The organism is Streptomyces sp. SD15, assembly GCF_054462255.1.
Window position 1 is genome coordinate 1 of the sequence record NZ_JBTLMO010000061.1, and the last position, 19,736, is coordinate 19,736.

General features: G+C 68.3%; 18 protein-coding genes and 1 pseudogene. 14 read left to right on the forward strand and 5 right to left on the reverse strand.

The window, feature by feature from the left end:
• Nucleotides 1–182 precede the first annotated feature (182 nt).
• From ACX28W_RS37515 to ACX28W_RS37530, 4 genes are all read left to right on the forward strand, one after another.
• The gene (locus ACX28W_RS37515; protein ID WP_459004546.1) at nt 183–365 is read left to right on the forward strand and encodes a hypothetical protein; all 183 of its coding nucleotides are present in this window, start codon (nt 183–185) and stop codon (nt 363–365) included.
• Nucleotides 366–804: 439 nt separating this feature from the next.
• Nucleotides 805–1,617, forward strand: a complete 813-nt coding sequence (locus tag ACX28W_RS37520) for an oxidoreductase (protein ID WP_261691490.1) — start codon at nt 805–807, stop codon at nt 1,615–1,617.
• An 82-nt stretch (nt 1,618–1,699) separates the two neighbouring features.
• Nucleotides 1,700–2,212, forward strand: a complete 513-nt coding sequence (locus ACX28W_RS37525; protein ID WP_459004548.1) for a nuclear transport factor 2 family protein — start codon at nt 1,700–1,702, stop codon at nt 2,210–2,212.
• Between the two features lie 299 nt (nt 2,213–2,511).
• Complete coding sequence (locus tag ACX28W_RS37530; protein WP_459004549.1) at nt 2,512–3,669, forward strand: L-dopachrome tautomerase-related protein; 1,158 nt, start codon at nt 2,512–2,514, stop codon at nt 3,667–3,669.
• A gap of 400 nt (nt 3,670–4,069) precedes the next feature.
• Here the strand turns inward: ACX28W_RS37530 and ACX28W_RS37535 are convergent, their stop codons facing one another.
• Both ACX28W_RS37535 and ACX28W_RS37540 read right to left on the reverse strand, forming a co-directional pair.
• Nucleotides 4,070–4,903, reverse strand: a complete 834-nt coding sequence (locus ACX28W_RS37535; protein WP_459004550.1) for a PIG-L family deacetylase — start codon at nt 4,901–4,903, stop codon at nt 4,070–4,072.
• Nucleotides 4,904–5,190: 287 nt separating this feature from the next.
• The gene (locus ACX28W_RS37540; protein WP_261691473.1) at nt 5,191–5,826 is read right to left on the reverse strand and encodes a TetR/AcrR family transcriptional regulator; all 636 of its coding nucleotides are present in this window, start codon (nt 5,824–5,826) and stop codon (nt 5,191–5,193) included.
• Nucleotides 5,827–6,091: 265 nt separating this feature from the next.
• Here ACX28W_RS37540 and ACX28W_RS37545 point away from each other — a divergent pair, with 265 nt between their 5' ends.
• Nucleotides 6,092–8,275 carry an MMPL family transporter gene (locus ACX28W_RS37545; protein ID WP_459004552.1) on the forward strand — a complete coding sequence of 728 codons (2,184 nt, stop codon included), beginning with the start codon at nt 6,092–6,094 and terminating at the stop codon, nt 8,273–8,275.
• Between the two features lie 93 nt (nt 8,276–8,368).
• Here the strand turns inward: ACX28W_RS37545 and ACX28W_RS37550 are convergent, their stop codons facing one another.
• Entirely contained in the window at nt 8,369–9,079 is a 711-nt protein-coding gene (locus ACX28W_RS37550; RefSeq protein ID WP_369263652.1) for a MerR family transcriptional regulator, read from the reverse strand.
• Nucleotides 9,080–9,352: 273 nt separating this feature from the next.
• Here ACX28W_RS37550 and ACX28W_RS37555 point away from each other — a divergent pair, with 273 nt between their 5' ends.
• The 4 genes from ACX28W_RS37555 to lipB all read left to right on the forward strand — a co-directional run bounded on the left by ACX28W_RS37555 (nt 9,353) and on the right by lipB (nt 12,635).
• Nucleotides 9,353–9,967: a DUF6230 family protein gene (locus ACX28W_RS37555; RefSeq protein WP_459004554.1), complete on the forward strand. Its 615-nt coding sequence runs from the start codon at nt 9,353–9,355 to the stop codon at nt 9,965–9,967.
• A gap of 117 nt (nt 9,968–10,084) precedes the next feature.
• A complete protein-coding gene (locus tag ACX28W_RS37560; RefSeq protein ID WP_388127051.1) occupies nt 10,085–10,570 on the forward strand; it encodes a DUF6114 domain-containing protein in 486 nt (161 codons plus the stop codon).
• 766 nt (nt 10,571–11,336) lie between these two features.
• Entirely contained in the window at nt 11,337–11,780 is a 444-nt protein-coding gene (locus ACX28W_RS37565) for a hypothetical protein (protein WP_459004556.1), read from the forward strand.
• Nucleotides 11,781–11,966: 186 nt separating this feature from the next.
• A complete protein-coding gene (lipB, locus tag ACX28W_RS37570; protein ID WP_266588643.1) occupies nt 11,967–12,635 on the forward strand; it encodes a lipoyl(octanoyl) transferase LipB in 669 nt (222 codons plus the stop codon).
• Nucleotides 12,636–12,684: 49 nt separating this feature from the next.
• On the opposite strand, the pseudogene ACX28W_RS37575 reads toward lipB, so the two are convergent.
• A pseudogene (locus ACX28W_RS37575) lies at nt 12,685–12,877 on the reverse strand (transposase); the annotation flags it as partial.
• Between the two features lie 589 nt (nt 12,878–13,466).
• Between ACX28W_RS37575 and ACX28W_RS37580 the strand changes: the two are divergent.
• Nucleotides 13,467–14,765 carry an SNG1 family protein gene (locus ACX28W_RS37580; protein ID WP_459004558.1) on the forward strand — a complete coding sequence of 433 codons (1,299 nt, stop codon included), beginning with the start codon at nt 13,467–13,469 and terminating at the stop codon, nt 14,763–14,765.
• Between the two features lie 232 nt (nt 14,766–14,997).
• Entirely contained in the window at nt 14,998–15,567 is a 570-nt protein-coding gene (locus ACX28W_RS37585) for a TetR/AcrR family transcriptional regulator (RefSeq protein WP_369263646.1), read from the forward strand.
• 87 nt (nt 15,568–15,654) lie between these two features.
• On the opposite strand, the gene ACX28W_RS37590 is transcribed toward ACX28W_RS37585, so the two are convergent.
• Complete coding sequence (locus ACX28W_RS37590) at nt 15,655–16,188, reverse strand: TetR/AcrR family transcriptional regulator (RefSeq protein ID WP_459004559.1); 534 nt, start codon at nt 16,186–16,188, stop codon at nt 15,655–15,657.
• 301 nt (nt 16,189–16,489) lie between these two features.
• On the opposite strand from ACX28W_RS37590, the gene ACX28W_RS37595 reads away from it, so the two are divergent.
• From ACX28W_RS37595 to ACX28W_RS37605, 3 genes are all read left to right on the forward strand, one after another.
• Complete coding sequence (locus tag ACX28W_RS37595; RefSeq protein WP_382009734.1) at nt 16,490–17,305, forward strand: oxidoreductase; 816 nt, start codon at nt 16,490–16,492, stop codon at nt 17,303–17,305.
• Between the two features lie 480 nt (nt 17,306–17,785).
• On the forward strand, nt 17,786–18,487 hold the full coding sequence (locus tag ACX28W_RS37600) for an SDR family oxidoreductase (RefSeq protein ID WP_382009696.1): 702 nt from the start codon (nt 17,786–17,788) through the stop codon (nt 18,485–18,487).
• A gap of 30 nt (nt 18,488–18,517) precedes the next feature.
• On the forward strand, nt 18,518–19,552 hold the full coding sequence (locus ACX28W_RS37605; RefSeq protein ID WP_351436249.1) for an alpha/beta fold hydrolase: 1,035 nt from the start codon (nt 18,518–18,520) through the stop codon (nt 19,550–19,552).
• The last annotated feature ends 184 nt before the right edge of the window (nt 19,553–19,736 follow it).

A 19,736-nucleotide genomic window follows, 5' to 3' on the forward strand; every position in this document is an offset into this window, starting at 1 on the left:
CGCCGGCCACCGCCCTGAGGCCGCGACGGCGCCTCCGGCACCACCCGCTGGAACAGTTCCCACAACTCGTCCGGCACCAGCCGCTCAACGATCCCTGCCACGACCGGCAGCTTACCCGGCCAAATGAGATGACTTCTAAGTGCCTGTGTCTCTCGACCGCAGTCACTGTCCGTATTCGCGCGGTGGACGCATTCGCCAGGATCGAGTACTGCGCCCCGTCAGTGATCATCGTCGGCGACGTCGGGCTCGTGCCCGTCTCACCGGACGCCGCCGAGGGCCTCTACCGCCTGGTGGCTGCCGCGGCGGCGTATCCCTGCATCTGCATCTGGAGCGTTTCGGGGTGTGCCGAGATCGGCCGCGTGTAACCGATCGCCATTGAGCTGCTCATGGCGCGGGAGGCCCGCTCGTGCCGCTCATCCTTGGCCACGCTCTCGAACGCCAGGCGGGCGTTCTTCCGTGCTCCGCGTCAAGGCGGCGGCGATCGCCTTCTCGCCCGGGAAGAGTCGGAAGAGGTACGGCTGCGTGACACCGGCACACTTGGCAATCGCCTCGGCAGAGGTGTCGTAGCAGCCCTTGAGCGCGAACTCGCGATCGCGGCGCGGGGATGGCGCTGTCGCGTCTCTCTGCCTGCTCATCCGGCGCGTGCCGCCCTGCCGCCGGGCGCCGGTCAGCTCAACCTGAAGCCGGCCGGTGACGCGGCCCGGGATCAGTGCCGTGCTTGAGCTTGCGCATTGGAAACTGATCGGTTTACAGTGAAGGCAAGGGGAAACCGATCGGTTTCTCAGGCGAGTTCGGGAGTGCATGATGACGACAAATCGGCCGGTGGCCCTCGTGACGGGGGCGTCCTCCGGCATCGGCAAGCAGACCGCGCTCGCGCTGGTCGCGGCGGGTTTCGAGGTGGCCGGCACGGGCCGCGACACCTCACGCGTCACCCCGCTCCAGGGCGTGACGTTCTTCGACCTCGACGTGGTCAGTGGCAAGTCGGTCACCGCCGTGGTCCAGCAGGTGATCGACCGGTTCGGGCGGATCGACGTCCTGGTCAACAACGCCGGCATCGGCTCGATCGGCGCGGCGGAGGAAACCTCACTCACGCAGGCCCAGAGCGTCTTCGACATCAACGTCTTCGGGGTCATGCGCATGGTGAAGGAGGTCCTGCCGCACATGCGTGCCCAGGGACGCGGCCGCATCATCAACCTCTCGTCCGTACAGGGCTTCATCCCCGCTCCCTACATGGCCGTCTACGGCGCGTCCAAGCACGCGATCGAGGGCTACTCCCAGTCCCTGGATCACGAGGTCCGCCAGTACGGCGTCCGCTCGCTCCTCGTCGAACCCGCCTACACCAACACCGGATTCGAGGCCAACAGCGCCAAGCCCGACACCCCCCTGCAGACCTACGCCGACCAGCGGCACGTCTTCGACCGCCTGATGACAGAGGCGATCAAGAGCGGTGACGACCCCGCCGTCGTCGCCAAGGCGATCGTCACAGCTGCCACCGACACCAAGCCGAAACTGCGCTACGCCGCCGGCCCCATGGCCGGACGCGCACGCATGCTCCGCTTCGCTCCCGCCTGGGTCCTGGACAAGCAGATCCGCACGATGAACAAGCTCACCGGCTGACACCCGCCACCCCGCGCACCCCGTCCACCAAGCACGTCGGCACCCGCACATCCCATCGCGCCGCTGATACCGGGAGAGAACCATGTCCGAGACCCTGCACTCCGCCGCCGCTACCGTCGCGAGCTGGCGCTCCGCCGAGGAGCGCGGGGACGTCGACGCCGCGGTCGCGTGCCTGAGCCGGGACGTCGTGCTCAGCTCGCCGCTCACCGAGCAGTTCCGCTTCGAGGGATCTGACCAGCTGCGTGACTTCCTGACCTCGGCGTTCACGGCGGTCAAGGACGTCCGCTACCACACCCAGACCGGCGAGGGCGACGCGTACGCGCTGGTCTACCGGGCGCGGGTGGGGTCCCAGTCGTTCGAGGAGGTGCAGTTGCTGCGGCTCGACGACGAGGCAAAGATCAAGGAGATCACGCTCTTCGGGCGTCCGATGCCGGCCCTCACCGCCCTGATGACGACCCTGGGGCCGGAGCTCGCCCGCCAGCAGGGCCGCCGGGGCCTCGCGGCGCTCATGCGCGCCAGCACCATGCCCGTGCACGCGATGGTCACCTTCGGGGACCGCAGCATGGTGGCAAAGACCCGGCAGGCAGCCCGGTAGACCTGAGAGCACCAGGTCCACTGGCCGTTTGGCCCCGTTCCCCTTCCAGGAGTTGGCGGCAGCCGCAGGCGATGTCCCCGGCGGACAGCTTCAGATCGCAGGAACGCACGAGGTACCTGCCGTCCAGGTGGGCTCCGGCTCGCCCTGACCACACGGGCGAAGCCGACTCCCCGAGAGCGGCTGCTGGAGGCACCGTTCTCCACCGGCCACGGCAATGTCCGGCCAATCCCCCCACGCGCCGAGGTGATGCGGCAACTCGCCGATCCTTGCAGCGACTTGACCTAACAGGAGACGCTCCCATGAAACGACGTACGTTCCTGACGGCGACCACCGCGTCGCTGGCCGCCACCCAACTCGCCGGACCCGCCTACGCCTCCGCCTCCCCCTCCGGTTCAACAGCCGGTCACTACGAGGTTGTTGCCCGCTTCTGGGGCGCGATGCCGACGGGTGTCACCGTCTCGCGCCGAGGCCGGGTCTTCGTCAACTTTCCCCGCTGGGGCGACGACGTCCCGTTCACCGTCGCCGAACTGCGCGGCGGGAAGCCGGTGGCCTACCCCGACGCCGAGGTGAACCGTCAGGACGCCTCCGACCTGGCCGGGCACTTCCAGTCGGTGCAGAGCGTCGTCGTCGACCCGGCCGACCGGCTGTGGATCCTCGACACCGGAAGCCCGCTGTTCGCCGGGTCCTCCTACGGCGGTCCCAAGCTCGTGGCGGTCGACCTGCGCACCGACCGGATCGTACGGAAGATCCTCTTCCCGCCCGAGGTGGTGCCGGCGAACAGGTACCCCAACGACGTGCGCTTCGACCTGCGGCGCGGCGCCGAAGGCATGGCCTTCATCACCGACTCGGGCGGCTCCAACGGGGTGATCGTGGTCGACCTCGCCACGGGCCGTTCATGGCGGCGACTGGCCGGGCATCCCTCGGCGCTCCCGGACGCGCAGTTCCTTCCGGTCATCGAGGGCGAGCCCTTCATGGTCCGTCCCGCGGGCGGCGAGCCCACGTACTACGAGACCGGCTCCGACGGCATCGCTCTCAGCGATGACGGCGCGCGCCTCTACTACTGCCCGCTGTCCAGCCGCCGACTGCACAGCGTGTCCACCGACGCCCTCGCCGATCCGGACGCCACGGACGCCGAGGTGGCGGCGACGGTCGAGGACCTCGGGTTCAAGCCGATGGCCGACGGCCTGGAGAGCGACGACAAGGGGCGGCTCTACGGCGGCGACCTCGAACACAACGCGATCTGGCGCAGGAGCCCGAACGGCACCTACCGGACCCTCGCCCAGGGACGCGATCTGCTCTGGGTCGACACCCTGTCCGTCGCCTCGGACCGGCACCTGTACGCCATCGCCAACCAGCTCAACCGGCTGTCGCCCTTCCACGAGGGCAAGGACCTGCGCCGCAAGCCCTATCTCCTGGTCCGCCTGCCGATCGACGCCGGGCCGGTCAGGCTCGTGTGACCTCTCCGGCCCGCGTCAGGCGGCCGCCTGGTCGGAGGAGAGGGCTCCACAAGGCGGGGTTATCAGCTCGACGCTGTTGAACGTCGCCCTGCATGGGCTGGATGAAGCCGCCGGGGGCCGGTACCTCCCTGATGGGATGAGGCACGCCGGTAGGTTGGAGCCGGGCACCCCCGTGGTGATCCGTTAGGCCGACGATCTGGTGGCTTTGCGCGTCAGCGAGGAACAGGCCCGACAGGTCAAGCAGCAGCTCGCGGTGTGGCCGGCGCCGAGGGGCCTGGCCTTCAACGAGGACAGCACGCGCGTCGTCCGCCTTGAAGAAGGCTCCGACAACGTCGCTCGGGCCGCAGCGTGTGCAGGCTGCGGTTCTCCGCGTGTCCGAAGGACGGCCGCCGACTGGAGCTCAGCGCAGGCCGGCGAAGAGGTCGTTCTCGGGCAGGGGCGCGCCGGTGGTGTCGTGGACCCGGACGAACGTCTCCACGCCCATGAGCTGCGTGAACCTCGCCTTGCCCATCCGCAGGAAGAAGATGTTCTCACCCTGGCTGGCATGCGCGGCCAGCGCGTCGAACTTCTGGCTGCCGAAGTCGGTGGTGTCCACCCACGTGGTGATCTCCTCGTCGGGCAGGCCGATTTCGGGCCCCTCTCCGGCCTCGGACGGATCCGGCTCCTCCCAGTCCGCGCCGAACTCGCGCATGATCTGCCCGAACTTCTCCATCATCGAGCGCGGCGCCGTCGTCCAGTACACCTTCGACGCCACCCCGGTCAGCGACAGCGCTGCCATCGTGATCCGGTTCGCCTGTATGTGATCTGGGTGGCCGTAGAACCCGTTCTCGTCGTACGTCACGACGACATCAGGCTGGTATCGCAGCATCAGTTCCGCCAGCCGAGCGGCTGCCTCATCCACGGGCGTACTCCAGAACGATCCGGACGCGGTGTTGGCCGGCCAGCCCATCATCCCGGAGTCGGCGTACCCGAGCAGCTCAAGATGACCGACCCCCAGGACGTCACAGCTCGCTTCGAGTTCGCCTCGACGCATCACGGCAACGGCAGCTGGATCATGCTCGGGGTCGCCCGGCTTGGCGCCCCCCGGACCGTCACCGCAGCTACCGTCCGTGCACGTGACGAGCACCGTGCGGATGCCCTCCGCCGCATAACGCGCCAGGACACCCCCTGTTCCCGTAGCTTCGTCGTCCGGGTGGGCGTGCACTGCCATCAGAGTCAAAGCCCGGTCAGCCATGAAATCCACCCCTGGTCGGTCAAGCGATCGAAGTCAGTCTGCGGCACGGCGGTACCTGACCGTCCGCAGCCCGCCGAGTCCGTCCGGTGTCCCGCAGGATCCGACCGGCCTGGGTTCACCCGCTGCCGTTCTTCAACTGATCATTTCAGAACTGGTCATCTCGGAACGGGCCCCAACCGGATAGACCGGCCACGGCAGCGGGGACTCACGTACCACCTCGCGGGACGCGACCCGAAAGAGTCCCACCGAACCGTACGTTCAGGCCCGGAGCGGTACCGGCTCCGGGCTCACGGCACGTCCGCGAACCCCTGAACCTTCCCCTCGCTCACTCGCCACCCCGCTACCAATACCCCCAGGGCCCGCTCATAGCAGTCGGCGACCGCGAGCCCGGGCGGCTCGTTCCCTGACAGCACCAGGGACACCAGGCCATGGGCCGTTCCCCAGACCGACAGCGCGATGACCTCCGGGTCGGACTCCGGACTGAACTGCCCTGCCTGCTGTCCGCGCCGCACGGCGTCGACGAGGGGCCGGTAGGTCTCGATGGCCTCACGCGGCCTCTCCGACTCCGACTCGGACGGGCACTGGACGCTGCGGTCGGAGAAGAGGATCGCGTAGAGATGCGGGTTGGCGATGGCGTATTCGCGATAGACGAGCCCAAGTCGGATCACGTCGCCGGCCGGGTCGTCCGTGGGACGGATGGCTGCCAGGCGCGCGACAAAGAGCCGCACGGCCTCCTCGTACAGGCTGCTGAGCAGACCCGCCTTGTTGCCGAACAGCGAGTAGACCGCCGTGGTCGAGGTCTTCACGTCCGCAGCGAGCTGTCGCAGGCTCAGCGCGGCAGTGCCGCGGTCGAAGACCGTGGCGGCCGCGCGGTGCAGGAGCCGGAGCCGGAGTGCTTCGTCATGTGTCTTGAGCCTGGCCATGGCGCCATCGTATTGCAACGCCGTTACGAATGCTTCTCGATATCGCCTTGGCTTGCTGTCGTCCGCTGCGCCCCGCGTCAGGACCCGCCACTTCCGAACGAGATCCTCTTGCATACCAGCAGGTCAGGGCAGGGGAGCTCGACCCCTCTCCGGATGAGAGGTGTGTAACCGCGTTGCATCGAGCAATGAAAACGCTGTTACGGTTCATTCGGCGCCGACCTTCGGACGGTCCTGTCCGGCGCCGGCTAACGATCTAGGAGAAGTCATGTTTGAGGGGTTTGGGCGTCTGCTGTACCGCAGGCGAAAGCCGGTGCTGATACTGACCATGCTGTTCGCCGTCCTGTCCGGGGCCTACGGTGCCGGAGTCTTCGGCTCCCTGACACCGCTCGGCTTCCAGGACCCCGGCTCGGACAGCGTGCGCGCGGCCCACATCGCCGAGAAGGCGTTCCCGCAGCGGACACCCGACGCGGTGATCGTCTACCGCGACAAGGACCGCACCGTCGACGACCCGTCCTTCCAGCAGGCGGTCGTCAAGCAGTTGGAGTCCCTGCCGAAGTCGGAGGTGACCGGCTACCTGGACTTCTGGACGACCAAGATGCCGGCGCAGGTCAGCCACGACCGGCACGCCACCTACGTCGCCCTGAACCTCCACGGCAGCAGCGAGAAGGCCAAGGAGGACGCGTACAAGGCGGTCAAGGACAAGATTCCGGCACCCGGCCTTCAGACTCTGCAAGGCGGAACGGTGCCCACCGGCCACCAGGCGAGTGAGAAGATCGAACACGACCTGAGAACCGCGGAAATCATCTCGGCCCCCGTGCTCTTCCTGCTTCTGCTGGTCGTGTTCGGCGGCCTGACCGCCGCCTTCCTCCCGCTGCTCGTCGGGGTGCTCTCCATCCTTGGGTCGATGGCCGTCCTGCGGACCATCGCGAACATCACCGACGTGTCCGTGTTCTCCATGAGCCTGGTCACGATTCTGGGTCTCGCGGTCGCCATCGACTACGGCCTGCTGATCGTCAGCCGCTATCGCGAGGAGCTGGCGGCCGGCTACTCCGGCGAAACGGCGATCGGGCGCACTCTCGCCACGGCCGGGCGCACCGTGATGGTCTCCGGCACCACGGTCGCGGCGGCGCTGGCGGGCCTGACCCTCTTCCCGTCGACGTTCCTGAAGTCGATGTCGTACGGCGGTGTGGCAGCGGTCCTGCTGGCGGTGCTCTTCTCACTGGTCGCGCTGCCCGCGCTGCTCGCCGTCATGGGACCGAAGGTCAACGCCTTCCCGCTGCGCCGCAAGAAGGCAGCGCGGCCGACGGCGGCGGGCGAGGGCGCCTGGTACCGGTTCGGGCACGGCCTGATGCGGCGGCGATGGGTCGCGGTGGTGGGCGCGGTGGGCCTGCTGCTGACGCTCGCCCTGCCGTTCTCCAAGATCGAGTTCGGTTCCATCAACGCGCAGCAGCTGCCGAGCAGCTCCGAGGGCCGCCAGGTCTTCAACGCCATGGAGCACGACTTCGACGGCGACGCGGTGAAGTCCATCGACTCGCTGCTCGTGCTGAAGTCCGACGGGACTTCGAAGGACCAGGGCGCGGCGCTGAAGGCGTACGCCGAGCGGCTCGGCGCCACGGAGGGCGCCACGAGCGCCCGGATCAGCGGCGTGGAGGGCACCACGGCCCGGGTGTCGGTCACCTACGACGGCAATCCCGTCTCGACCCACGCGCGCGACCTGGTGAACCGGCTCAAGGACGTCCCCGAACCGCCGGGCGCCCGGGCGTACTTCGGCGGCGAGTCGGCGGTCTACGACGACACCCTGGACGCACTGGGCGAGACCCTGCCGTGGATGCTGCTCTACATCGCGGTGATGACGTACATCCTGCTGTTCCTCGCGTTCGGCTCGGTGCTGCTGCCGCTGAAGGCGATCGCGATGAACATGCTGTCGCTGTCCGCCACCTTCGGGGTCCTGGTCTGGATCTTCCAGGACGGCCATCTGAACGGCCTGCTCGGCTTCGATCCGACGGGCAACATCGAGCCCAACATGCCGATCATGCTGTTCGCTCTGATCTTCGGACTCTCCATGGACTACGAGGTGTTCCTGGTGTCCCGGATGCGGGAGCAGTACGACAAGCTGGGCGACAGCACGGAGGCCGTGGCGACCGGGCTGCAGTCCATCGGCCGCCTGGTCGCGAGCGCCGCGGTGCTGATGTGCGTGCCGCTCGCGGCGATCGGGATGAGCGATGTGCTGACCATCAAGCTCTTCGGCGTCGGCATGGTGTTCGCGGTCCTGGCGGACGTGCTGGTGGTGCGCATCCTGCTGGGAACAGCCGTCATGAGACTGCTGGGCAGGGCGGCCTGGTGGGCTCCGGGCCCACTCGCCCGCTTCTACGACCGGTTCGGCATCAAGGAGACCGACATACCGGCGGACGACACCGCCGACGAGCGGGTCCCCGTCGCCACGGGCTGAACCCTCCCGAGAGGCCGAAGTGCCTTCACCCGGGGCACTTCGGCCCTCGCTGCCGTCGCGAGCGGGGGGTGTCGGCGGTGCACTGCTGGGGACTCACTCCTCCGGATGCTCGCCCCGCCCGCGCGCACGGCGATCATGGCGACGGTGGTTCGCGTCCTCCTGGGCCAGGCGCCGTAGCAGCCGGACGACCGGCTCGAACAGCACGGTGAGGACCACCGCCCGCTCGGCAAGGGCAATGCGGTCCTCGATCCCCTCGAACTGCGCAAAGTCCAAATCGGCGGCGGAGGTGGCGAGCTGTGCGTAGGGGATGAGGTCGTCGGCCGTGTAGTCGGTGCCGAGGCGGCTCAGCGCGGCGAGACTTTCGGCGAGTGCCGGGCGGTGGGGTGACGCGTCGGAGATCCGCCAGCCCATGTTCTCGATGAGAGCGTCGACCCTCGCAGCGGTTCCGCCTGGTACCGCCTCGTCGGCGGCGCTCTCCGCTCCGGGACCGTCCTCGTTGTCCGCGCTGTTCTTCCCGTTCGTCTCCGCGGAGGGCACGGGCAGTGCGTGGTGGACGACGCCCAGGGTCTCGAAGGCATCCAGTGGACGGTCGACGGCTTCGAGTACTTCCCGGGTGCGGGCGACGGAGAGCCCGCCGAGCTGGATGAGGGAACGGATCAGACGGAGCCGCTGGATGTGCTCCTCGCCGTACTCGACCGTGGTCGGGTTCAGCGCGCGGCCCTCGGGCAGCAGCCCTTCCCGTCGGTAGTACTTGATGGTCGCCACCGGTACCCCGGACCGGCGACTGAGCTCTGAAATCCTCATGCGCTCCCTCACGCTCAACTGTCCCACCAGTATCGCGTTATCGGGGGTTGCCCCGACGGGATCGATAGTGCCACTATCGGGTACTCGGTAGTAACACTATCGAGTGCTTCTTCGGTGTGCCCACTTCTCCGTGCGCGTGGACGACATGCGCCCGCGGAAGCCGCCTGCACCGCCACGGCCACACCCAGCCGCAGTTCTTCCCCCGCCCCGGGCCCGGGCCAGTCGGTTCTGGGTCCGGTCGTCTCGTACGCCTAGACAACGGAGAACCACACCATGTCCCAGCGAATCGGCAAGACCCACTGGAAGCGCTTCGCCATCGGTGCCGTGCCGACGGTGGCCGCCACCGCGGCGGTCGCCGTCTCCATGGCCCAGGGCGCACTGGCCGCTTCGTTCAGCATCTCCGGTTCCGACTTCCAGGTCTCGGCCGGCAAGTTGAGCGGCACCGGATTCGGCAACTACGCCACGGTCGACGTCGCCAAGAACGGCAAGCACGTGCCCGTCTCCGTCTCGTCCATCAAGAATGCGACGGTCACCGACATGTGCCAGTCCGTCCCGGTGGACATACCCGTCCTCGGGACCTACACGATGACACTCAAGGCCGGCGGGGAGGGTACGCCGGCCAAGGCCAAGGACCTGTACATCGACATGACCGATCTCCAGGCGAAGAAGGGCACCTTCACCAACGTCGACATCGGCGTCGCCACCGGTTCCATGACCAAGGGTCAGGTCAACCCGAAGGACCACGTCGATCCCAACGGCTACGCCCAGCAGGCGGACGCGGTCGAGATCATTGATGCCCACCAGAAGGTCTGGGCCACGACTGCGGGAACGTTCGAACTGGCGGGCCTGCACATGAACATCGCGGCCGGTCGGCACGACTGCTTCTGACCTCGCTCCCGCCCTCTAGTCTCCCGTGCGCGCAAGCGGCCGGCGACTCCCAGGGGGCGGCAGTGCTCCATCGTCCTCGCGGACACCCTCACCCACTCACGACTTGGGAGCTGCCACATGACGAGTGCAGGTGCACCCGCGTACCCCCACAGTGACAGCGGCTTCATCCGCGCTCGCCGGGACTTCCGGGCCTGGCGGCGCACCCGCCCCTTCTGGGCGGGCCTGCTGGTGCTCCTTGCCGCTGCGCCCATCATCTACTTCCCGTATTTCAACCTTTCCCTGGGCGCCCTGTCCGTGGCGATGTCCACCACCGCGGGGGCCGGGTCCCTGGTCATCGGCCTGACTCTGATCGTCCTTGGCGGACTCCTCTGGTTCCAGCCGATCATCAGGTTCTTCGCCGGCTGCGTCGCGGTGTTCCTCGGCGTGCTGTCGCTTCCCATCTCCAACTTCGGCGGATTCTTCGTCGGCACACTGCTCGCGGCGTCGGGCGGACTCCTGGCTCTGGCGTGGGGCCCGGTGGACGGGCACCCGGAGGACATACCCGACGGCGCCGAGGGGCCGTCAGCCGCTGTCAGCCGGGCGGGAGGACAAGGGAGTGAGTGACCAGTCGCCCGACACCCGCAACGAGGCCGCAGCCCCCCGATTCGCTCGACCATCGAGGGGCCGGCACGCCATCCCCCGTACGTCCGTGTTGACACGTCTGCGTCTGCCGGTCGGGAGGGCTCTCGCGCTGACCGCGCTGCCGACCGCCCTCATCCTGGGAAGTCAGCGCCTGCCCGAGTCCGCGGACACGAGCGCCACCGCGGCGCTCTCCGTTTCCGAAGAGGGGGCAGGCGCGCCTGGAACCAGCGGTGTCGACTGCGCCCGTCCTGACGACACCTCAACCTCTTCGACGAACGCTCCCGCAAACCCCACCCCGTCCGCTGATCCCCGCACGGCCGGCGCTCACCCGAGCGGGGAGCCCGTCAAGCCGCCGTCGGACGCTGACGACGAGGGAGCGGGCCCGACCCCAGCACCGACCGCCACTCCCACCCCCTCGCCCAGCGCAACCTCCGCGACAACGAGCCTTGCGGACATCCTCGGTCCCCTCTTTCGCGACGACGCCGAGCAGCAAAGCCCGTCACCGGACGCGAGCCCCTCACTCCACGCGAGCCCTTCACCAAGCTCGGCCACTTCGAGGCCAGAGTCCGGAGCACTGCCCGAGCCCCGGCTGTCCACCACGCCTGTATCACCTGCTCCCAGCCACCGGACCGCCGAGCCGTCGCCCCGACCGGAGTCATCCCAAGGAACTGCCCGCACCTGCGACATCAGTGACGTCAAGGCCCCTCAGGACCATGAGGCCGGCCGATTCTCCGCCGAGGCATGGAACATGAAGGGGAGCCGCCTCGAACTGCACGGCCTCGTCTTCGGCGGCGTGGTGACCGTGGAGACAGCCGCCGGGCCCAAACGGGTGCTCAAGTTCACCGCGGCGGCGGTCACGATCCGCGACCTGAAGATGGCGGTGCCCGTCGGCCCGCAGATCCAGCACATCGACGGAGCGCCCGGTTCCACCTCCACGCTCCGGGGCGGAGACATCACCATGTACGTCGAAAGCCTGACAGGCACCCTCTCCAGCATCGAAAACCTTGCCGCACCACCCGTCCTCCGCCTGCACCTCACCCCGGACACCATTCCGGAGTGGCTCTACGACACGGTCGGGAAGCTCGACCTCAAGCTCCAACTCGGCCTGGACGACGCCGACATCGACCAGGCCGGACAGACAGGCGGAAAACTCGCCATCCCGGGGATCCATGGGTACGGGACGCCACGCTGAAGCCAGCCCCAAGCGGCTGTGGTTGGTCGTGGTCATGGATGACGACACCTGACCGCGGGACTGTGTCGCGCGCACGGTGGTCTGCTGGTGCAGCGGCAAGAGCCGCGGCCGTGGTCTGTTCGTCGAGGGCGGGTTTTCGCAGGCGCGGCGCGAGGCGACGTCGCCCCAAAGGGCACAGGAGAGGTAATGCAGCCAGGGGAGATGGAGCGGGTCGATCTGGGTGAGGTGCCGTATGAGGTGGCGCAGGCCGATATGGCTGGTTGGGTGGCCGAGCGGAAGCAGGGGCGTACTGGGGATCGGCTGTTTCTGCTCACCCACCCTCCCGTGATCACCTACACGGCGCGAACACCGGCCGACCAACTGCCGGAACCGGCTTCACCGATCAGCCTGGTCGAAGTCGACCGGGGAGGTCACGCCACCTATCACGGGCCAGGGCAGCTGATCGGGTATCTCGTGCTGAACGTACGCGAGCTAGGACCGCGCGGCTTGATACGACGGATCGAACACGCCCTGATCCGTGCACTGGGATCACTCGGATTCGACGCGATACGCCGGGACACACCCCGAGGCGCCGAGAGCCTGGTCGGCGTGTGGACCCCCGGCCACCGCAAAATCGCCTCCATCGGCATGCGCATCAGCGGCGGCGTGACCAGCCACGGATTCGCGCTCAACGTCGACCCGGACCTCGACGTCTACACCACGTTCACGGCCTGCGCCCTGCCCGGTGTCCGGATGACCTCGTTGGCTCAACTCGCTGCCGAACTCGGCCGGCCCACGCCCACGGAGGCGCAGGTGAGGGACGCTGTAGCCGACGCCGTAACAGCCGAGCTGGCGCCAACGCGCACACCCTTCTGAGCCGGGGCAGGCGCTTGCGTGGTGGACGCCGCTCAGTTTCCAGTCCCCGCCTCCCGTAGACCGTCGGCCACGGGCCGAACCGGCCCGGCATTTCCCGCCACTGACTGCTGGTGCGGAACCGCCAGATCACCCCCCTCGAACTGCTCACGCAGCCGCTCAGGATACGGGCCGTGCTCGCCTGTCGGCAGGAACGGCTCGAGCAACTGCCACTGCTTGTCGGGGAGTTGCCTGCGCGTCGCGATGGTCTTCCTACCGGATCCGCCTTCCAGGCGGATCCGGATCGGCAAGATTGATCACGACGTCATACAGGCTCGCCACCGGAGAACTGGCCGTGAACTTCCAGCTCCGCAGGGAGTCGGTGTCGATCGAGCGGGTAGAGCACGGTATCGGCTTCATCCGGGCCCAGGCAGATCGAGGCCATCATCTGGAGCCGGGCAGGTCACCGGGAGCCGGCAATGGCGACTGCTGGGCGGGACGGCCCCGATGGCCGTGTTCGGCGCGACGGACCTGGACCGCTTGCGTGACCTGAAGCGAGCCGCTCCACTCGCGGCTCGAAGCGACCCGATGCCAGGGATGGCGCCGGCACGCGGTTTCCTGGCGGTGCTGGGATATGGGCCAGCGCCTCGACTTGGAATTTGTAAACTGATCGGTTTACGATGGGCCTGAAACCGACCGGTTTCATCAGTCGGAGTCCGGCGGGAGTGCCGCATCCCCGGTTCCGCGTCGACGGCCGTGTGTGCCGAGATTGAACGTTCCGAGGGTCGCCGGACCGCAATGAAGCTGTCCGCCCTTCTCCGGATATGAGCGTGTTGTCCGAGACCGGAGTAAGTCATGAGTGGGATTCACCCGTTCCGCGTCCTGCGTGCCAAACCCTTGTGGATCGCCAATGGCGTCATCACGGGCGTCCTCGCGCTGCTGTTCACCGTGTTCTACGTCGGGGCCAACATCGATCCCGTCGATCACATGAAGAATCTGCCCGTCGGCCTGGTCAACGCCGACAAGGGGGCCGCTGTCGGCGGCGAGCAGGTCAACTTGGGGGCTCGGATCACCGAGTCGATCAAGAAGTCCACCGCGAGCGGGGGCAAGATCGACTGGAAGGTGATGGACGAGAAGGAGATGAAGGAGGAACTCGGCAAGGGCAAGCTGTACGGCGCGCTCGTCGTCCCCGCCGACTTCACCTCCGCCACCGCCGCACTCACCGGCGCCGCGGCCACTGGGACCCCGACCCGTCCGACGCTGACGGTGCTGACCAATCAGTCCGCCGGCAGTGTGGGCTCCAGTCTGGCCCGGACGGCGACGACGCAGGCGGCCGAAAGCGCCTCGCTGCAGGTGGGCAAGGAGCTCACGTCCCAGGGCGGGACCGGGCAGGCGAAGCTGCCCGCTGCGGCACGCGTCCTGCTGGCCGACCCGGCCGCCGTCACCGTGGAGGACGGCCATCCGCTCGACTCGCACAGCGGCCTGGGCCTGACAGCGTTCTACTATGCGCTCGTCCTCGTGGTCTGCGGCATGCTCTCCGCCAACGTCATCAGCGGCCAGGTGGACCACGCCCTCGGCTACACCCACAACGACATGGGCCCGCTCCGCATGCACCGCCCGCTCATCCGGGCGACCCGGGTGCAGACCCTCGCCGTCAGCAGCACTCTCATGGCCGGGCTGTCGCTGCTGATGGGGAGCCTGGTCATGGTGGGCGCGGTCGGCCTCATGGGGATGCACGCCGCCCATCTGCCGCTGCTGTGGCTGTACTCGGTGTGCGCCATCGCGGTCTCCGGGGTCGGTGCGCTCACCCTGCTCGCCGTGTTCGGCACGCCCGGCATGCTGGTGGTCACTTTGGTCTTCATCGGGATGGCGGTGCCGACGGCCGGCGCCACCACGCCGCTTCAGGCGCTGCCCGGTTTCTACCGCTTCCTGGCGGAGTTCGAGCCGCTGCGGCAGATCACCGGCGGCATCCGGTCGATCCTCTACTACGACGCCCAGGCCGACGCCGGCCTGACCCGGGGCTGGGTCATGATGGCCGTCGGCCTCGCGGCAGCCGCCCTCTTCGGTTTCGGCATGACCAGCTGGTACGACCGCAAGGGGCTGCACCGCATCCCCGCCGAGACGGAGCCCGAGAAGACCGCTGCCCCGGCGTAGCGGAAGGCGGCTCACCCAAGGCGGGGCCATTACTCGGAGTGGCCCCGGTGTGCGTCGCCCCCGTGGGGACGAGAGGCGCGTGCACCATCAGGGCTCGGCGACGGTCTCTCCCCCAAGACCGTCGCCGAGCCTCTGGGCGGCCTGCAGGTGTCCGCCCGGCGGCGGGCGTCTCCTCGACAACCATGGAAACCGATCGGTTTCTATTTCGTCCGATTCGAGTTAACCTCGCGGTATGACTACTGAAGTGAAGCAAAGCCCCCGGGAGCGGCTGCTGGAGGCAGCAGCCACGCTCACCTACCGCGACGGCGTCGGCATCGGCGTCGAGGCGCTGTGCAAGGCGGCGGGGGTGTCGAAGCGCTCCATGTACCAGCTGTTCGAGAGTAAGGATGAACTGCTGGCGGCGAGCCTGAAGGAGCGTGCCGCTGCCTTCGTGGCGAGGGCCCTGCCCCCGGCGGATGATGGCCGATCACCGCGCGAGCGGATCCTGTACGTCTTCGAGCGGGTGGAGTCGCAGGCGGGTGCGCCCGACTTCCAAGGCTGCCGGTACCTGGCTGTGCAGATCGAGCTCAAGGATCAGACCCACCCCGCGAGCCGGGTGGCCCACGAGATCAAAGCGAACCTGACGGCCTTTTTCCGTTCCGAGGCCGAACGGGGTGGGGCGAGCAACCCCGACCTGCTGGCCCGGCAGCTCATCCTGGTCTTCGACGGCGCCAGCGCCCGCGCGGGGATCGGCGCCGACAACCTGACCGGGCTCATCGCGCCCACTGTGACCACCCTGCTCGATGCGGCAGACATGCACTGATCCACCCCGTCTTCCAGCAGGATCGGCGACCGAAGCGCTCTTTCGGGTTGATGCCCGTCTCCGGCAGCCGGAGCAGCGCCCACGGCCTCACGCTCCTGCTTCCCGGCAATCGGAGGGAAGCCCGATGGCCGTAAGAGTGTTGCCAAGCATGCCGCAAGCGAAGAAGCCTGTGGTCGCATGTACATCGGCACCCAGCGACAGGTGCACGGTTTCCCACAGCCTCATCCAGCCGGCCCGGACGAGCTCGCCCGTCTTGTCATCGCCCTCTGCCTCGGCCGCCCCGACGACGGCGTATCCCTGCATCTGTATCAGAAGCGTTTCGGGGCGCGCCGAGATCAGCCGCGCGTACGCGTCCGCCATGGTGCCCCGGGCCTGCTCGCTGCCCTCCATCCCGTCGGTCGCCCGCTCGAAAGCCAGGCGGGTGTCTTCCATGCTCCGTACCAAGGCGGCGACGAAGATCGCCTTTTTGCCCGGGAAGAGCCGGAAGAGGTACGGCTGCGTGACGCCGACGCGTTTGGCGATCGCCTCGGTGGAGGTGCCGTAGTAGCCCTTGAGTGCGAACTCGGCGATCGCTGCGCGGACGACGCTTTCGCGTCTCTCTTGCGCACTGATCCTGGCCATGCCGTCATTCTGGCAGGCGCCGGTCGGTTTGCGTCAGCCAGCAAGGCGCCTGACCGGGCGCCGGTCCGCAGGGCCCTTGTGGCGGCCGACCGCCATGAGACGGGCTCCTGTCTGCCGCGCGTCACGACAGCGCTCCGCCCCACCTTGGGCGAGACGCCGCAGCCGCCGCGCGGCCCGATCGGCCTCAGCGTGCAGACAGTGGCGCGGCCCGGATCGGGTTGGTACTTGAGCTTGCGCATGAAAACCGATCGGTTTACTGTGAGCGGAAACTGATCAGTTTCTAACGAGTCAGGAATCCATGATGACGACGAACCGGCCGGTGGCACTCGTGACGGGTGCGTCATCCGGCATCGGGAAGGAAACCGCACTCGCACTGGTCGCGGCGGGTTTCGACGTGGTCGGCACAGGCCGCGACACCTCGCGCGTCGCCCTGCTCGGCGGTGTGACGTTCATCGACCTCGACGTGGCCAGTGACGCCTCGGTCGCCACAGCGGTCCAGGAGGTGAGCGAGCGGTTCGGGCGGATCGACGTCCTGGTCAACAACGCCGGGGTCGGCTCGATGGGTGCGGCCGAGGAAACCTCCGTCGAGCAGGCCCAGGGCGTCTTCGACACCAACGTCTTCGGGGTCATGCGCATGGTGAACGAGGTCCTGCCGCACATGCGCGCCCAGCGGCGCGGGCGCATCATCAACATCTCGTCCGTGCTCGGGTTCCTGCCCCAGCCCTACATGGCTGTCTACGCCGCTTCCAAGCACGCGATCGAGGGCTACTCCGAGTCCCTGGACCACGAGGTCCGCGACCACGGCATCCGGGCGCTCATCGTCGAACCCGCCTACACCAGGACGGGATTCGAGGCCAACAGCGCGAAGCCCGACACGCCCCTGCACGCCTACGCGAAGCAGCGTCTCACCGTCGACCGCGTGATGGCGGAGGCGATCAGGGACGGTGACGCCCCCGCCGTCGTCGCCAAGGCGATCGTCGCGGCGGCGACCGACGCCAAACCGAAGCTGCGCTACACCGCCGGCCCCCTGGCCGGACGCGCGCGCATACTGCGCCGCGTCGCTCCCGCCCAGGTCTTCGACAAGCAGATCCGCAAGATGAACAAGCTGGCCGGCTGACGCCTGCCCGCACTCAAGCACCCCGCAAGAGGAAAGACGCAGAAGTCGTCGGGGTCGTCGGGCCTGTCTTTCCTGTCGTCACGCGCCTAGCCGACCCGCCCGCCGTACTTGACGGTCCTTGCGCCGCCGACAGTCGGCCGCCCTTGGCCGCCGACCCCGAGCCGGCCGGGGACGACGGCCGGGCACGCCGGCGATACCGAGCCGTACGGCACGCCACTCCTCACGTCACCCCGCTGAACTCCGCCTGGGCCCAGCCAGGCCACGTCGATCACTGGCAGGCTCGAGGCTTCACCGGCCTGCGACGGGCGAGTACGGACTTCGCCGATGGAAACGAGGCCAGCCCCTGAATCCTGAGCTCCGCCCGACTCCACCTCGACCCCGCGTGCCGTAGTCATCCGGTGCTCAACCCGACTTGCATGACGAAACCGATCGGTTTACGGTGGTGAAAACCGATCGGTTTTATCCTTCGTGGAGGTAGTCATGACAGCAATCAAGGGCGCCAACGTCTTCGTCACCGGAGGCAGCCGTGGCATCGGCAAGATGCTGGTCGAGGAGCTCTACGCGCGCGGGGCCGGCAAGGTCTACGCCACGGCCCGTGACCCGCGCACGGTGACCCACCCCGATGCCGTTCCGCTGGCGCTCGAGGCCACTGACCCGGCATCTGTGGCGGCGGCGGCCGAGCAGGCCCAGGACGTCACCATTCTGATCAACAACGCCGGCGCATCCGTCCGCGCTTCGTACCTCGACTCCCCGATGGAGGACGTGCGCCGGGATCTGGAGACCAACTTCTACGGGCCGCTGCTGGTCACCCGGGCCTTCGTGCCGGTCATCGAGCGCAACGGCGGAGGTCACCTCCTCAACGCCCACTCCGCCCTGTCCTGGCTGGCCGACGGTACGCCCTACGGCGCCTCCAAGGCCGCCCTGTGGTCGCAGACCAACTCCCTGCGCCTGGAGCTGCAGCCGCGCGGCATAGCGGTGACCGGGCTCCACATGGCCTACGTGGACACCGACATGACCTCGGGCGTCGACGCACCGAAGGCCGACCCCCGCGACATCGCCGTGGCCGCACTCGACGGCATCGAGGCAGGGGCGCACGAGGTGCTGGCCGACGACACCACCCGCTGGGTCAAGTCCCAGCTGTCCGCCGGCCTGGACGCCATGTACGCCCAGCTGAAGAAGTAGCACGCACTCACGCACTTCAAGGAGCTCCTCGTGGAAAGTCCGCTCACCCACCGCTTCGTCGACGTGAACGGGGTCAGGCTGCACATCGCCGAGCAGGGGCAAGGGCCGCTGGTCCTGCTGCTGCACGGCTGGCCGGAGAGCTGGTACTCCTGGCGTCACCAGTTCGGGGCGCTGGCGGCGGCCGGGTACCGGGTCGTCGCCCCCGACCAGCGCGGCTACGCCCGCAGCGAGCAGCCGCCGGACGTGGCGTCGTACACCCTGCTCCACCTCGTCGGCGACGTGATCGCCCTGATCGAGGAGCTCGGGGAGGAGCAGGCGGTCGTCGTGGGCCACGACTGGGGTGCACCCGTCGCCTGGACCGCGGCGATGCTGCGCCCGGACAAGGTCCGCGCGGTGGCCGGGCTCAGCATTCCGCCCATCCTGCCCGGCGGGTTGGTCCCGCCCTCGATCACTCGTGCCCAGTACGGCGAGGGCTTCTACCAGGTGTACTTCCAGCAACCGGGAGTCGCCGACGCGGAGTTCGCCAAGGACATCCCGGACGCCTTGCGCCGCCTCCTGGTCGGTGCCTCGGGCGACAACCCGCTCGGCAGCGAACCCCGCCCGTTGGTCATACCCGACGGTCTGGGCCTCCTGGACACCATGCCGGAGTCGCCGGCTCTCCCGGACTGGCTGACGGAGGAGGACATTCAGGTGTACGCCGAGGACTTCGCCCTGCACGGCGAGCGGGCGTTCACCGGAGCCTTCAACTGGTACCGGAACATCGAACGCAACAACGAACTGCTCGCGCCGTTCCGGGGACGCGGTATCGACGTCCCCGCGCTGTACGTGGTGGGAGACCGCGACATGGTCACCTCATTGCGCGGCCCGGACGGGGGCCCTTCGCTGGGCGAAATGTTCCGTGGCGAGGGCGGGTCGGACAACCCGCTGACCGCTATCGCGCCTCAACTGCACGACCTGGTGGTGCTGCCGGGCTGCGGGCACTGGACACAGCAGGAACGTCCCGCCGAGGTCAACGCCGCACTCCTCGACTTCCTCGCCCACATCGACGGCCCCGCACCCCGATGACCCTCCGCCGAATCCGCCTGGCCGGCACCGTCCGGACACAGCAGAGCCCACGGCTCACGCGCAGGCGGCCATCGAGCCGGGCGACTGGAAATCCTCCGCGGCCCGGGAGTCCTGATTGAGACCCTGGCCTGCGTTCAGGAAGTGCTTCGAGCGGACCTCCGTACGCCGTGCAAGGCGCTCCTCG